This window comes from Delftia sp. 60 (assembly GCF_002754395.1).
GTDB lineage: Bacteria > Pseudomonadota > Gammaproteobacteria > Burkholderiales > Burkholderiaceae_C > Comamonas > Comamonas acidovorans.
This window is the reverse complement of the sequence record NZ_PEFD01000001.1, coordinates 4,412,257-4,426,578: the sequence shown is the minus strand read 5'-3', so window position 1 is coordinate 4,426,578 and position 14,322 is coordinate 4,412,257. Positions and strand designations below refer to the sequence as shown.

The window sequence follows — 14,322 nt, the reverse complement described above, 5'->3', positions numbered from 1 at the left end:
TGCGCGCCAGCAGCAAGGCGGCGGCCAGCTCGCCGCGCTCGGCAGGGCGCGCATGCCCCTTTGCTCAGAGGGGGAGGGGAATTCGCGACGGATTCGTTGAGCCTTGGAGCAGTGGCTGCAGCAGTGGCTGCAGCCCGAGCATCAGATCAAGGTTCTGCACCGCCGCACCGGCAGCGCCCTTGCCCAGGTTGTCGAACACGGCGGTCAGCAGTACCTGCTGCTCCTGCGGCTGTCCGAACACCGCGAGCCGCATCCGGTTGCTGCCATTGAGCGCGCGCGGATCGAGCCGCTGCGCATCGGCATCCTCCTCCAGGGGTTGCAACTCGATGCAGGGCTGGCCCTGGTACCGCGCCTGCAGGGCAGCGTGCAGGCTGCGGGCGGTCACACCAGCGGGCAGCAGCCGCAGATGCAGGGCGATGTTCAGCACGATGCCTTGCCGGTAGTGGCCATAGGCCGGCACGAACACCGGCGCATGGGCCAGGCCGGCATGCTGCTGGATCTCGGGCACGTGCTTGTGATGCAGTCCCAGGCCATAGACCTGCAGGGGCACGGCAGTCGCGGCGGCAGCGCCCTCATGGTCCAGCAGTCCTGCGCGGCCCCGTCCCGAGTAGCCCGATACCGCGTGAATGGCCAGCGGGTAGTCGGGCGGCAGCAGGCCCGCGTCGATCAAGGGCCTGAGCAGTGCCAGCGCACCTGTCGGATAGCAGCCGGGATTGCTGACGCGCCGGGCATGGGCGATGCGTTCGGCCTGGCCTGCCTCCAGTTCCGGCAGGCCATAGACCCAGCCCGGCGCGGTGCGATGCGCAGAACTCGCATCGATCACGCGCACGCCGGGCCGGCGCACCAGCGCCACGGCCTCGCGCGCAGCCTCGTCCGGCAGGCACAGCAAGGCGATGTCGCAGTCGTTGAGCGCCTCGGCGCGGTGCGCCGTGCTTTTGCGCTGGTCGGCCGGCAGCTGCAGCAGGCGCAGGTCGGTCCGATCCGCCAGCCATTCGCGCACCTGCAGGCCGGTGGTGCCTTGGTCGCCATCGATGAAAACAAGAGAGGTCATGGGTTGCTCCGATTGGGTGTGGAGCGCATGGTGCAGCGCCTGCCGCATGCAGGCCAGTTGAATCTGACAAACTACGGATTCATGGTTTCTGAATTGCTTGCAACCTGGGACACCGCACCATGCGCGAAATCAATCTGGACCGTCTGCGCACCCTGCTGACGGTGGCCGACCTGGGCTCGTTCGCTGCCGCCGCCAAGGTGCTGCACCTGGCGCCGCCCACGGTGACGCTGCATGTGGCGCAGCTCGAAGAGCGTCTGGGAACTCGTCTATTGCACCGCGCACCGGCCGGCGTCACCGCCACATCGGCGGGCAGCCTGCTGATAGACAAGGCGCGCCAGCTCCTGGCCGAGGCCGACGATCTCCTGCAGACCGTGCAGCGCCAGATCGCCACGCGCGGGGGCCGCGTGCGCCTGGGCGCCTCCACCGGCGCACTCGCGCACCTGTTGCCCCAGGCGCTTGAAACCCTGGCCGCCCGGCATCCCGAGATCGACGTGCAAGTGGCGGTGATGACCAGCGAGGAGGCCCTGGCGCGCCTGGCTGCCGGCAGCCTGGACATCGGCATCGTCGCGCTGCCACAGCCCGTGCTGCGCGGGCTGCAGGTGCAGGCCTGGCGCCAGGACCCCGTGCTCGCCTTCATCCCGGCCGCCTGGAAGCCTCCGCGGCACATCACGCCCGCGTGGCTTGCGGCCCGCCCCCTGATCGCCAACGACCGTGGCACCCGGCTGTCGCGCCAGACCGCCGAATGGTTTGCCGCAGGCGGCGCCCGGCCGCAGGCACGGATCGAGCTGAACTACAACGACGCAATGAAGAGCCTGGTGGCGGCGGGCTACGGCGCCGCGCTGCTGCCCCATGAGGCCGGCGCACCGCAGCCTGACCCCCGCATCACCACGCGGCCCCTGCGGCCGGCACTGTCAAGGGCGTTGGGCATCGCGCATCGCAAACGGCCGGATGACGACGCGACGTCGGTGACGATTGAGGTTTTGATGGGGATGCGGGGGCGTTGAAGGGGGAGGGGGCGCCGTGCGTTCAGGGCCATGGCTGATGTTGCTTGCGCCGCATCAAGCGCGGCCTGGTCGCCCGACTTTGCCCAGGAGCTCGCTCGGGTTGAGTACGTACTCCGGGTTGTCCGCCAGACGTTGAACGGCCAAATCGATGAATGCACGGGCTCGTACTGGCTGGGACGACCTGCTTCCGAAGTAGACGAAGTAGCTGGCGTAGTCCGGCATGTGGTCCACGAGGATCGGGATCAGCTTGCCGGAGCGGATAAACGGTGCCGCGGTGACGCCCGCGAGCTGGGCCAGCGCCTTGCCGGCCAGGACGGCTTGCAGCTCAAACAGCTCGTCGTTGCTGCAGATCGTCGGGACGACTGGCTGGTCGGCGGCCTGGCCGTCGATCTTCACCCGCCACGGCAGCACTTTCCCCGTGCTCGGATGCCGATAGGCGCTGCAGCGGTGTGTGGCCAGGTCAGCCAACGACTCGGGCACACCGTGTTTCGCGAAGTAAGAAGGTGCACCGCAGATGGGCAACTGAACCGGGAACAGCCGCCGTGCAATCACGCCCTCATGGGGCGACGGGCCGAGGCGAAAGCCCACGTCCACGCGATCCTCCACCCAGTTGCCGATACGGTCGTCCAGCAGGACGTCGGGCTGGATCCCTGGATGCATATCGCAAAACTCGTCGACCAGGCGCCAGAGAATCGGCTGGAACGTGGTGCGAGGGCCCGTGATGCGCAGCGGGCCCGCAAATTCATCCCGTGCCGACTTGGCGGACTGCAGCGCTCTGTGCATTCCCGTCACGGCCGGCCGCACGTCTTCGAACAGCCGCTGTCCTGCATCGGTCAGCGACATCACACGCGTTGTCCGATGGAACAGGCGCACGTCCAGATGGGCTTCCAGCTGGGCCAATGCCTTGCTCGCCGCCTGGGGGCTGATGCCAAGGTCTGCTGCGGCTTTGCGCAGGCTGCCAAGTTCCGCTGCCTTGATAAAGGTCGTGATGGATCGAAGCTCGTTGATCGCCATGAGTGGCCTCCTCGCGGCTTTCATTGTCATTGAATTGATGCTAATTCAACAACTCAAATGCATCTATTCAGATGCCAGTCCGTTGCCTAAAGTTCGTGCCATCGAACTTCTACAAGGCAAAGCTCATGCAACACGTCGTTCTGAACAACGGTCTTCACATGCCCATGGTCGGGTATGGCGTCTTCCAGATCGCCGATGCCAATGAGTGCCAGCGCAGCGTCGTCGACGCCATCGAAACCGGCTACCGGCTGATCGACACCGCAGCCTCCTACATGAACGAAGAAGCGGTCGGCAAGGGATTGCGCTCCAGTGGCGTGCCGCGTGACCAGCTCTTCGTCACCAGCAAGCTCTGGGTGCAGGAGGCCGGCTACGAGCGTACGCAGCAAGCCATCGACAAGTCCCTGCGTCGGCTGCAGCTCAGCTATCTCGACCTGTACCTGATTCACCAGCCCTTCGGCGACGTCCACGGTTCGTGGCGCGCGATGGAGGACGCCTACCGCGCGGGCAAGCTGCGCGCCATCGGCGTCAGCAACTTCCAACCGGACCGCCTGATGGACATCAAGGCGTTCAACGAGATCGCACCGGCGGTCAACCAAGTCGAAGTGAATCCCTTCCAGCAGCAGTTGGAAGCCGTGCCGTTCATGAGAGAGATGGGTGTGCAGGCCGAGGCCTGGGCTCCGTTTGCCGAAGGCCGCAACGGCCTCTTCCAGAACGAAGTGCTGCTCGGCATCGCCCGGCACTACGGCAAGTCGGTCGGCCAGGTGGTGCTGCGCTGGCTGGTACAGCGCGGGATCGTCGCGCTCGCCAAGTCGGTCCGCAAGGAGCGCATGGCAGAGAACATCGCCATCTTCGACTTCGCACTCAGCGACGCCCACATGGCAAGCATCGCCACGCTCGACACCAACACGAGCAGCTTCTTCTCTCACCGCGACCCGGCCATCGTCAAGTGGATGTCCGAGCGCAGGCTGGACATCTGAGTGACCGCGATGAACGCCGCGCAATCCTGCCCCATCCGCAACGAGAACAAGGTCCTGGCCATCATCGTTGCCAGCTACCTGATGATCGTCGTGGACATTTCCATCGTCATCACGGGTCTGCCCCGCATCCAGGCAAGCCTGGGCTTCACTTCGGCGCAACTGTCCTGGGTGACCAATGCCTACACGCTGGCTTTCGGTGGCTTGCTGCTCCTGGGTGCCCGCGCTGGCGACATCCTGGGCCGCCGGCGGATGTTCATCCTGGGGCTGGCGCTGTTCACACTCGCCTCCGTCTCCATCGGCCTGGCGCCTGGCGCAAGCTGGTTGCTGGTCTCCCGCGCAATTCAAGGTGTAGGCGCCGCCGTCCTTGCACCGTCCACGCTCGCACTGCTGTCCACGCATTTCGCGGAGGGGCCGGGCCGCACCCGGGCGCTCTCGCTGTACGCGGCGGCTGCCGGTGTCGGCGCAACCCTGGGCCTGGTATTGGGCGGCCTGTTCGCTGATTTGGTGTCCTGGCGCGCAGGCTTTTTCATCAACCTGCCGATAGGGTTGCTGTTGATCGTCGCTGCGCGTGGCCACATTGCCGAGACCCAGAAGCATGAAGGCCAGTTCGACGTAGGCGGCGCCATCAGCTCGACCATAGGGATGACGGCGCTGGTCTACGGCCTGGTTAGAGCAGCCGAAGCTGGCTGGCACGATGGCCTCGCACAGGGGGCCCTGGTCGGCGGCATGCTGATGATCCTGCTCTTCATCGGCATTGAGCGCCGGGTCCGGCAACCCATCCTGCCGCTGCGCCTGTTCACCAGCCCGCAGCGAGCCGGTGCGTACATCACGCGCATGCTCTTCCTGGGCGGCGCCGTTGGCTTCTGGTTCTTCTGTACGCAGTTCCTGCAGGGCGTGCTGCATCTGCGGCCCATGCAAGCCGGCATTGCCTTCCTGCCCGTGACGCTGCCCAACTTTGCCTCGGCCATGGCCGTGCCCCGGCTGGCCCGCCGCTTCGGCAACGAGACGCTGCTTCTCGCCGGCCTGCTGCTCGGAGTGGTGGGCCTCGCCTGGTTGGGTCAAGCGCATGCGCTATCGAGCTATTGGACGGGCATCGCCCCGCCCATGGTCCTGATCGGACTGGGCCAGGGCTTGTTGCTGGCGCCGCTGACCGCGGCCGGTGTGGCGGGAGTGGCGCGTGAGGACGCGGGTGCTGCCTCCGGCCTGGTCAACGTGGCTCACCAGTTGGGGGGAGCACTGGGGCTTGGGCTGCTGGTTCTTGTCTTCGCCAGCGCTGGTTCGTCCATCGAGCAACAAGACAGTGCTGCCCTCGCGCATCGCATTGCTGCCGTCATGGACGTGGCCGCTCTGCTGCTCGGCCTGGCGCTGATCGTCTCGTGGTTCTTTATCGTCAAGCCGCACCGCGGCCATCAGGCGACACAACAGGAGGCGCTCTCGTGAAATCACTGCTTTCAATGGCCCTGAGCGGTGCGGTGACCGCCGCTGCGGCGCAGTCTGCCGGTCCTGGCGCAATGCCGCCCGTCGTCGAAGTTCGCTCCGCGTCTGCGCAGCAGGTCAGCGTTGGATCGGCCGAGACGTTCACCGGCGACGTCCGCATCAGCTCACCCTTTCAGGCGCTGCTCCCCGGAACGGCCGGTGGAGCGACCGTCACGTTCACGGCCCGTGCGCGGACGGCCTGGCATACCCATCCGCTCGGTCAGACGCTGATCGTCACCGAGGGACAGGGCCTTGTGCAACAACAAGGCCAGCCGGCGCTCATCATTCGCCCGGGCGATGTCGTGACCATCCCGCCCAACGTGCGCCACTGGCATGGCGCCGGGCCTCAAGGCTCCATGACCCACATCGCCATTGCCGAGAAAGAAAACGGCAGCTCCGTGGCCTGGCAGGACAAACTCTGCGAGCAGGACTACCAGGCCGCCGTGGTGAGCGCAGGCCTTTCCGCAATGACCGGCCAGAGGGCTCAGCAGCCACAGAAGCCACAGAAGCCACAGAAGGTCGTGCAGCCTGCGTCCGATTCGCTGAGCCCCAGGCAACGCGCCATTCCGCTCATCGCCGCCTTCACGGCAATCAGCGACATGCCCCGGCTGGGCATGGCACTGAACCAGGGGCTGGACGCGGGCATGACAGTCAGCGAGGCCAAGGAAGTCCTGGTGCAGCTCTATGCCTACGCGGGCTTCCCCAGAAGTCTCAATGCGCTCGGCGAACTGCTCAAGGTCGTCGAGCTGCGCAAGCAGCGCGGCCTGCAGGACGCTCCGGGTCACGACCCCAGCCGAGCCGTGTCCACCGGCCGTGAGTTGGTGCTGGCCGGCCAGGCCAATCAGACCGAGATTTCAGGTGGACCGGTCCAGGGCCCGGTGTTCGAGTTTGCGCCGATCATCAATCAGTTTTTGCAGGCGCACCTGTTTGGCGACATTTTCGAGCGCGACAACCTCGATTGGCGCAGCCGCGAGCTGGCCACGGTCGGAGCGCTGGCTGCGACACCGGGTGCAGAAAACCAGCTGCGGTCCCACATGCGAGCCAGCCTGCGCGTGGGTCTGACCGCATCGCAACTGCGGCAGCTGAGCCAAGCGCTTGCGCAAGAGGTCGGCCCCGAGGTGGCAGCCCGCGCCAATGACGCACTCGTGCAGGTCCTCGACGCTGCATCAAAAGGCTGATGATGAGCATCACCCGCCTCTTCCGCGCAGGAGCACTTGTCTTGGCTGTATCGCTGGCAGGTTGCGCCTCTCATTCGGACAGTTCGCCGAGGCCCCTGGTCATTCAGCGCCAGGGCAGCTTCGCGGTCGGTGGCGTTGTGAAGACGGTGCCCGGCGTCTACGACAACGACAAGCCGACAAGCGCAGGGCAAAGCTTCCACGGCGATCACCTCTACGCCTTCTATCAGGTCCCGCAGAATCCGAGGCCTTTGCCCATCGTGATGCTGCACGGCGCCTTCCAGTCGGCTCGGAGCTGGGAAACGACGTCGGATGGCCGCGAGGGCTTCCAGAACCTGTTCCTGCGCCGCGGCTTCCCGGTCTACCTTGTCGATCAGCCGCGCCGAGGCAGGGCCGGCAACAGCACCGTCGCCACGACGACCGAGCCGACGCCCTACGACCAGCTGTTCTTCGACCAGTTCCGTTTTGGCAAGTGGCCGAGCTATTTCGACAACGTGCAGTTCGACCGCCAGCCGGAGACACTGAACCAGTTCCTGCGCTCGGTGACGCCGAACACCGGCGCCTATGACGCCAACGTGATCGCCGAGGCGATGGCTGCGCTCTTCACCAAGACAGGCCCGGCCATCCTCTTCACGCACTCGCAGGGCGGCGGACCTGGCTGGCTGACAGCCATCAAGAGCGCCAACGTCAAGGGCGTCGTGGCGTTTGAGCCGGGCAGCGGCTTCATCTTCCCGCCGGGGGAGCTGCCGGCCGCCATGCCCAGCGCTGCGGGAACCCTGGCGCCGGAGGCTGTCTCGGCACAAGACTTCCAAAAGCTCACCCGCATCCCCATCGTCATTTACTACGGCGACAACTTCCCGACTGAGCCCACCACCGAGCGCGGCCAGGACAACTGGCGCGTCCGGCTCGCCATGGCTCGCCTTTGGGTGGACGCCGTCAACAGGCACGGCGGAGATGCGCAGCTCGTGCATCTGCCGGAGATGGGCATACGCGGGAACACCCACTTCATCATGTCCGACCTGAACAACGTCCAGATCGCGGACCTGGTGTCTTCCTTCCTCACCCGGAAGAGGCTCGATTGACCCTTTCGCCTGGTTCGCAAGAACCGCACAGATGTCTCAGTAGATCGGACGACCCATGACCCACGTATCCATTGACACGAAGCGCCGCGAGTTCCTGGGCACTTCGGCCATCGCAATTTCTGCAGCAGCCCTCGGAGTTACAGCCATGGCCCTTCCCTCGCCGTCAACAGCGGCCGATTACAAGAAGAACCCCTTCACGCTCGTCTATGGCGACGCCATCACGCAGAACCTGCCTGGCAAGGTGAACATCCACCCGGTGAAGTACAAACTTGGCGGCTTGGACATCGTGGCCAATGTCTATACGCCGGCGAACTTCGACCCGGCAAGGAAGTACCCCGCTGTCGTCGTTGCACACCCCAACGGTGGTGTGAAAGAACAGACCGCCGGTCTGTATGCCCAACGCTTGGCCGAGCATGGCTACGTGGCGATCACGGCCGATGCAGCCTATCAAGGCGGCAGCGGTGGCCTGCCGCGTTCAGTGGACACGCCGATGAACCGCATCGAGGACATTCATGGCATGGCGGACTTCATCACCACCTACGCGGGCGTCGATGCGGATCGTCTCGGCCTCCTCGGCATCTGCGGTGGCGGCGGCTATTCGCTGGCAGCGGCGAAGACGGACAAGCGCTTCAAGTCCGTCGCAACGCTGAGCATGTTCAATTCCGGCAGGGTCCGCCGCAACGGTTTCGCAGACTCGCAGCTATCCACGGTCCAGCAGCGCCTGAAGCAGGCCTCGGATGCCCGTGCTCAGCAGGTGGCAGGTGGCAAGATCCTCTACTCGGGCGATGCGGACATGACGGACGAGCAGATCGCAGCGCTGCCGTTCGAGATGTACCGACAGGGCTATGAGTACTACTGGCGCACGCATGCCCATCCCGGCTCGACCTTCAAGTACACGACGAGCAGCCTGCTGGACCTGATGCGCTGGGACGCCACTGACCAGATCGAACTGATCGAGCAACCCTTGTTGATGATTGCCGGCAGCAAGGCGGACAGCCTCTACATGACCGAGGAGGCGTTCGCCAAGGCCAGCGGTGCCAAGGACAAGGAGCTGTTCAAGATCCAGGGCGCAACCCACATTGAAACCTATTGGGTCCCTGAATACGTTGAGGCCGTGGTGGCCAAGCTGGTCCCGTTCTACGGGAAGAGCATGTGACAGGGCGGGGTGAAACACTCCGATGCAACACGGGCGTGTGAAGGCGGCTGAGTCCAATGAGAGTGAACGCCAATGCAGCCTGGCGACTGCTGGAGGGCCGCCATCGCGGCTCATGGATGGGTGCTGCCGGCCCGAACCGGGCCTTCACCAGGTGCACCAAAGCAGGTCGCAGTGTCCAGGCCCCAGGCTCCCCGGCATGATGGAGATGCCTGGGTTTTGCAGACAGCCAGCGAGCCGGCGGGTTTGTCTTCGACCTGGTATCAGGGATCTGTAGTTTGCCGCTTGACCTTCAACTCAAGTTGAAGCTTAAGCTCCATATCCTCTCATCACACAAGATGCTGCAAGGATCGATATGCAAACCATTTTGGGCGCCAATGGCCAGATCGCTGTGGAGCTGGCGCGCGAGCTCCAGCGCAACTACACGCAGAACCTGCGCCTGGTCAGCCGCAAGCCGCGCAAGGTGAACGATACGGACGAGCTGGTGTCTGCCGACCTGATGAATTCCGCGCAAACCCTGGAGGCCGTGCGTGGCAGTGAGGTCGTGTACTTCACCGCTGGCCTGCCACCAGACACCGAGTTATGGGAGCGGCAATTTCCTGCCATGCTGCGCAACGCACTTGATGCCACGCGGGCAGCGGGGGCCAAATTTGTCTATTTCGACAACACCTACATGTACCCGCAAACCGCGCAGCGGCAGACCGAGGAAACCGCATTTGCCCCGGTGGGCCGCAAGGGGCGCGTGCGCGCCTTGATGGCCGAGATGGTGCTGGCCGAGATGCAGCGCGGCGATATCCCCGTCGCCATTGCCCGCGCGCCAGAGTTCTACGGCCCCGGCAAAACCCAAAGCATCACCAATACCCTGGTGATCGGCCCGCTCAAGGCGGGCCAGAAGGCCAAAGTGCCGGTCCGTGACGACAAGCTGCGCACCCTGATCTGGACGCCCGATGCAAGCCGCGCCATGGCTGCCATTGGCAATGCGCAAGATGCGTATGGTCAGACATGGCATCTGCCTTGCTGGGACGAGCGGCTGACCTATCAGGCCTTTGTGAACCTGGCGGCTGCAACCTTTGGGGTTGAGCCGCGCTACAAGGTACTGAGCCACCTGGCCATGGTGGTTGCTGGCTGGGTCTCCAAGCCTGTGCGCGAACTGCGTGAACTACTGCCACGCTACGCACACGACAATGTGTTTGATTCGTCCAAGTTCAAGCGCCGCTTTCCCGACTTTGCTGTCACCAGCTACGCACAGGGCCTCAAGCAAATCGCGCAGGAGTCTTCATGAGTACGCCACGTGTCTTGCATGTCGTCACCAATGTCGCTCATTACGACGACCCTGCGCACGCCACAGGGCTGTGGCTGTCGGAGCTGACCCATGCCTGGGATGTGTTTGCTGCGCAAGGGTACCCGCAGCAACTGGTGAGCCCGCTGGGTGGCGCCGTACCACTGGAGCCGCGCGCACTCCAATGGCCGCACTTCGATGCTTCGGCCAAAGCCTGGCTCGATGATCCCGCGCGCATGGCCCTGCTGGCGAACACTGCGGCACCTGCCGATATCGATGCAAACGATTTCGATGCCATCTACTTCACTGGAGGGCATGCGGTGATGTGGGATTTTCCCGATAGTGCGGGGCTGCAGCGCATCACACGCAGCATCTGGGAGCGAAGTGGCATCGTCGCATCGGTTTGCCACGGCTACTGCGGCCTGCTCAATACGCAGCTCAGCGACGGCTCTTTGCTGGTCGCGGGCAAACGGGTCACGGGTTTTTCATGGACGGAAGAAATCCTGGCCGGAGTGGCCCGGTCCATGCCCTACAACGCGGAGCAGGAAATGAAGATGCGCGGTGCGCGCTATCAAAAAGCCTTGCTGCCTTTTATCTCGTATGTGGTGGCCGATGGCCGCCTCATCACCGGGCAAAACCCGGGGTCGGCCAAAGCGACTGCAAAACAGGTGGTGCAGGCTCTGGCAAGGCGCTAGGGCCGCGTTCCAAACTGCCGCAGGCCTATGCCACGCTTGCCCGCTTCCTGTGTCCGGTGCGCATGAGCTTGCCCATTTTTTCTTCAGCCGCTGCTTCAGAGGCCAGGGATTCGGATTGCTGGGCCAGTACATGGGAGAGCACGCGGCGTGCGTTGTCATGGCAATCCATGTTGTCTGGCCGCGCTTCAATATCGGACAACAAAGCCTGCAACTGCTTTTTGCTGGTTTGCAGCTTTTTCTCCATGGCCTTGATATCGGCAATTTTTTGGCGCAGCGCGCCCACGACGGCCTCATGGTCCCAGCCTTGCAGGCCGGGCGGCAAGAGTGCACGAATTTCATCCAGGCTGAAGCCCACCCCTTGCGCCATCGCAATCAGCTCCAGCATCTGCACCATCTCAGGCGGATAGCTGCGGTAGCCATTCAAGCCACGCTCAGCCGCTTGCAGCAGGCCGCTTTGCTCATAAAAACGAATGCGTGATGTGGACAGGCCTGTGCGTTTGCTCAGTTCACCAATGTTCATGCGCAACCTTCGGCAAGGGGTCCTTGACCTTCAACAAGACTTGAAGCTTATCGTACTCGCAAGCCCTTCGCTCCAGCGGCAATTTGCGGCGAGCGCGACGTGCCCTTGTCGAAGAATGCGTGCTGGCGGCCATTCAAGGGCCAAGATACCTATCTCGCATCGCCTGGCTTCCTTGTTCCACTGCGTCGCATGCAGACGTACGGCAGCACGAAGAGGTACAGACCGCTCAACAGCAAGAGAAAGAGCGGGGGCAGCGGCGAGTAGCTGACCCAGGAGGGAGGTTCCCCCTGCGCCCGGACAATGAAGTTGGCGAGGACGGTGACCGTGAAGGCGACGGACAGCCAGCGGTGGATCTGCCGGATCCGGTAGTTCTAGTTCAAGGCGGCCTCCCTTAGCGGCGCGCCTGGATCATCTTCCACCCGTTCCCCGACGGATCGCGGAAGCCTGCGTCCACGGTGCCGTACCGTGCCACGGGTTCCTGCGTGAATTCCACCCCGCTTGCGAGCATTCGGTCGTAGGCCGCGCGGCAGTCGTCCACGGTCAGTACGAGGGGCGGCATGGCGCCTTTGGCCACAATCGCGCGCACTGCCTGCGCCGTTGCTGCGTCGAGCACGGGCGGGCCGGGTGTGAACAGGCCGAGCTGGAACGACGGCTGTTCCGGGTGCTGCACCGTGAGCCAGCGATAGTCGCCGTTTGCCACGTCCGTGTGGACGCGGAACCCGAGTTTGTCGACATAGAACGCGAGTGCTTCGTCTTGATCGCGCACATACAAACCAACCACTTCAACGCCTTGAATCATGGGATCTCCTGTTGTTCGGGTTCGTTTGTATCGCTTGTTGCCCGGCGTCGCTTCTCCGAAACTGCGGTCGTGAGGTCGGGGCGATGCGCGGCGCTGACGATGCAGGCGGGCACGCGGCCCAGCTCGCGCATCGTCGCCCGGGCGCGCACCCGGACTGCGCTGGGACTGTCGCCTGTGATATCGCGGAAGGTGCGCCCGAAGGTGCCCAGGCTTGCCCAGCCTGTATCAAAGGCGATGTCGGTAATAGCCAGATCGGTTTCGCGCAGCAGCGTCATTGCCCGCTCGATGCGCCGCGTGAGCAAGTACCGGTGCGGCGGACTGCCGAAGGCCTGCTTGAACGACCGGGCGAAGTGCGCTTCGGACACGCCACTGACCTGCGCCAGTCGGCCGACAGGCCAGGCCTCGTGCGATGCGGCGTCAATGCTGTCCTTCGCGCGCAGCAGCCGGCGCAACAGTTCAGGATCCTGGTGTGCAAGGTCGTTGTTCATGCCGTCTCCGGTGCCATCGGGAAGCATTTTCGTCTCTTGGGAGTCCACGGTTTGGGAATAGACCCCTGCGCGCGAACTGTATGGATGGACAGTAGAATTTCGGGCTCGATAGTTTCCACAAGGGAAGGGTCTGGACATGTCCGCAGAACTCGAACAAGAAGTCGTCTCCATCTTCGAAGACCGCCTTTGGCATCACAACGGCTGGGAGGCCCGCGTCATCAAGAATGAAGACGACGATGGCTGGGCCGTTGCCATGACCCAGGACGGCCAGGTGGAGCCAAGCCTGGTCGGCCCGTGGACCATGGGCCGCGACAAGAAAAATCCCAAGCCGCTGGACGTTTCCGCCTTCAACACGCTGGTGAAGACGGCGCACGAGGTGATGCGCCGGCATGAGCAGCATCTGGCAGCGCAGTTGCACAAGGATGTGCAGATCGTGGTGGGCGGGTCACGCGTGACCGTCTCTCTGGATATCGAGCCCGATGAGGACAATCCCAGCGCCACGCTCACCGCCACTGCCGCCGACGGCAGCGAGCTGGCCAAGGTGGGAGTCAGGCCGGACCATCAGCTCACCCGGACGTCTGCGCAAGCCTGGGCAGAGGCAGGCTACCCCCGTCCCAGCGAGGACTGAGCCGCGGGCAAGGCCGGGGAATCAGGGGGCTGTTTCACAGCTGCCTTCCAAGGCGGATATGCGGCTTTGCGGCTTTGCCACACGCTCTAGATGTGCAGCATGGCCAGCCCGCCCACGCCAAGGCCTAGCGCGGCCACGCCGAGCATGGCGTATTCCAGCCATTTCTTCTTGGTCAGCAGCGCGATGGCTGCAAGGGCAATGGCGACCTGCAGCGCGGTGGTGGCCTGCGCCCAGCGGTGATGCAGGTGCATCTGCATCTCTGACTTCTCGTCCCATTGCCGGGCCTCGGCTTCCAGGCGGTCGGCATCGCGCTTGATGTCGTCCTTTTCCTTTTCGTAGCGCTCCACCTTGGCCTGGTAGGCCGCCCGCCTGTCCTCCGTGGTCGCCAGATCACGCGCGAACTCGGACAGCGATTGCTTGGTGCTCTTGGCCTGGAAGAAGGCCCATTGGTTGGCCGCTTCGGTCTTCTTGATGGCTGCGTCGTTCTTGTACAGCCCGGCATTGGCCTGGGTGGCGCCGCCCATGTACGCGAAGATGGCGCCCACCGTGGCGATGACTGCCGTGCACATGGCGATCTGGTTGGTCAGGCTGCCGCCGCCGATGCCGTGGTGGGCGGTTTGGCCATGCTCGCCCTGGGCAGCATGTTCGAGTTCGTGATCGTGTGGGCCGTGGACGTGAAAGCCGCCGGAAGACATAGGTGCCAATTCCTTGATGCAATGGGGTGGCGCATTATGGGGCCGGCCTGGCGGCAATCCAGGGCTCCAGGATGTGCGGGGCGCATGGCCCGCTTGGAGGTCAGCGCCTTGGCTGGCGGCCTGCAGATGGGGGAGTGGGATCAGGCGGCAGTCGCGCGGTGCGGCAGCGCTGCGAGCAGTATTTGACCTCGTCCCAATCACGTGCCCATTTTTTGCGCCATGTGAATGCAAGACCGCAGCACGCACACAGCTTGGAGGGCAGGTGGGGCTTCTTGTGCATGGTGCG

Annotated in this window: 16 protein-coding genes; 9 read left to right on the top strand and 7 right to left on the bottom strand. The window is 64.2% G+C overall.

The annotated features are described in order from the left end of the window. Positions 1 to 64: 64 nt before the first annotated feature. Positions 65 to 1,051 carry an N-acetyl-gamma-glutamyl-phosphate reductase gene (gene argC, locus CLV01_RS20080; protein WP_099735092.1) on the bottom strand — a complete coding sequence of 329 codons (987 nt, stop codon included), beginning with the start codon at positions 1,049 to 1,051 and terminating at the stop codon, positions 65 to 67. A 119-nt stretch (positions 1,052 to 1,170) separates the two neighbouring features. On the opposite strand from argC, the gene CLV01_RS20075 reads away from it, so the two are divergent. Further along, entirely contained in the window at positions 1,171 to 2,055 is an 885-nt protein-coding gene (locus CLV01_RS20075; RefSeq protein WP_065346636.1) for a LysR family transcriptional regulator, read from the top strand. 54 nt (positions 2,056 to 2,109) lie between these two features. On the opposite strand, the gene CLV01_RS20070 is transcribed toward CLV01_RS20075, so the two are convergent. Next, positions 2,110 to 3,069, bottom strand: coding sequence for a LysR family transcriptional regulator (locus tag CLV01_RS20070; protein WP_099735093.1), 960 nt, complete (start codon positions 3,067 to 3,069; stop codon positions 2,110 to 2,112). Between the two features lie 125 nt (positions 3,070 to 3,194). Between CLV01_RS20070 and CLV01_RS20065 the strand changes: the two genes are divergently transcribed. The 7 genes from CLV01_RS20065 to CLV01_RS20035 all read left to right on the top strand — a co-directional run bounded on the left by CLV01_RS20065 (position 3,195) and on the right by CLV01_RS20035 (position 10,906). Continuing rightward, positions 3,195 to 4,046, top strand: a complete 852-nt coding sequence (locus tag CLV01_RS20065) for an aldo/keto reductase (RefSeq protein WP_099733383.1) — start codon at positions 3,195 to 3,197, stop codon at positions 4,044 to 4,046. Positions 4,047 to 4,055: 9 nt separating this feature from the next. Next, positions 4,056 to 5,486, top strand: coding sequence for an MFS transporter (locus CLV01_RS20060; protein ID WP_099733384.1), 1,431 nt, complete (start codon positions 4,056 to 4,058; stop codon positions 5,484 to 5,486). Next, positions 5,483 to 6,700, top strand: a complete 1,218-nt coding sequence (locus tag CLV01_RS20055) for a (R)-mandelonitrile lyase (RefSeq protein ID WP_099733385.1) — start codon at positions 5,483 to 5,485, stop codon at positions 6,698 to 6,700. The genes CLV01_RS20060 and CLV01_RS20055 overlap by 4 nt, the downstream gene beginning before the upstream one ends. Then, the gene (locus tag CLV01_RS20050) at positions 6,700 to 7,779 is read left to right on the top strand and encodes an alpha/beta hydrolase (RefSeq protein ID WP_373681070.1); all 1,080 of its coding nucleotides are present in this window, start codon (positions 6,700 to 6,702) and stop codon (positions 7,777 to 7,779) included. The genes CLV01_RS20055 and CLV01_RS20050 overlap by 1 nt, the downstream gene beginning before the upstream one ends. A gap of 55 nt (positions 7,780 to 7,834) precedes the next feature. After that, the gene (locus tag CLV01_RS20045) at positions 7,835 to 8,935 is read left to right on the top strand and encodes an alpha/beta hydrolase (protein ID WP_099733386.1); all 1,101 of its coding nucleotides are present in this window, start codon (positions 7,835 to 7,837) and stop codon (positions 8,933 to 8,935) included. A gap of 352 nt (positions 8,936 to 9,287) precedes the next feature. Beyond that, positions 9,288 to 10,214, top strand: coding sequence for an NAD-dependent epimerase/dehydratase family protein (locus CLV01_RS20040; protein ID WP_099733387.1), 927 nt, complete (start codon positions 9,288 to 9,290; stop codon positions 10,212 to 10,214). After that, the gene (locus CLV01_RS20035) at positions 10,211 to 10,906 is read left to right on the top strand and encodes a type 1 glutamine amidotransferase domain-containing protein (RefSeq protein WP_099733388.1); all 696 of its coding nucleotides are present in this window, start codon (positions 10,211 to 10,213) and stop codon (positions 10,904 to 10,906) included. The genes CLV01_RS20040 and CLV01_RS20035 overlap by 4 nt, the downstream gene beginning before the upstream one ends. Before the next feature lie 25 nt (positions 10,907 to 10,931). Here CLV01_RS20035 and CLV01_RS20030 read toward each other — a convergent pair whose 3' ends face one another. From CLV01_RS20030 to CLV01_RS20015, 3 genes are all read right to left on the bottom strand, one after another. Further along, positions 10,932 to 11,426: a MerR family transcriptional regulator gene (locus tag CLV01_RS20030; protein ID WP_099733389.1), complete on the bottom strand. Its 495-nt coding sequence runs from the start codon at positions 11,424 to 11,426 to the stop codon at positions 10,932 to 10,934. A 391-nt stretch (positions 11,427 to 11,817) separates the two neighbouring features. Continuing rightward, complete coding sequence (locus CLV01_RS20020; RefSeq protein ID WP_013801980.1) at positions 11,818 to 12,225, bottom strand: VOC family protein; 408 nt, start codon at positions 12,223 to 12,225, stop codon at positions 11,818 to 11,820. After that, entirely contained in the window at positions 12,222 to 12,713 is a 492-nt protein-coding gene (locus tag CLV01_RS20015; RefSeq protein WP_088165458.1) for a helix-turn-helix domain-containing protein, read from the bottom strand. Before CLV01_RS20015 ends, CLV01_RS20020 begins: the two co-directional genes overlap by 4 nt. Before the next feature lie 136 nt (positions 12,714 to 12,849). On the opposite strand from CLV01_RS20015, the gene CLV01_RS20010 reads away from it, so the two are divergent. Next, positions 12,850 to 13,341 carry a hypothetical protein gene (locus CLV01_RS20010; protein ID WP_012206106.1) on the top strand — a complete coding sequence of 164 codons (492 nt, stop codon included), beginning with the start codon at positions 12,850 to 12,852 and terminating at the stop codon, positions 13,339 to 13,341. A gap of 86 nt (positions 13,342 to 13,427) precedes the next feature. On the opposite strand, the gene CLV01_RS20005 is transcribed toward CLV01_RS20010, so the two are convergent. Further along, the gene (locus tag CLV01_RS20005) at positions 13,428 to 14,036 is read right to left on the bottom strand and encodes a DUF4337 domain-containing protein (RefSeq protein ID WP_012206105.1); all 609 of its coding nucleotides are present in this window, start codon (positions 14,034 to 14,036) and stop codon (positions 13,428 to 13,430) included. A 100-nt stretch (positions 14,037 to 14,136) separates the two neighbouring features. Further along, on the bottom strand, positions 14,137 to 14,316 hold the full coding sequence (locus tag CLV01_RS20000; protein ID WP_013801983.1) for a DUF2256 domain-containing protein: 180 nt from the start codon (positions 14,314 to 14,316) through the stop codon (positions 14,137 to 14,139). Positions 14,317 to 14,322: the final 6 nt, after the last annotated feature.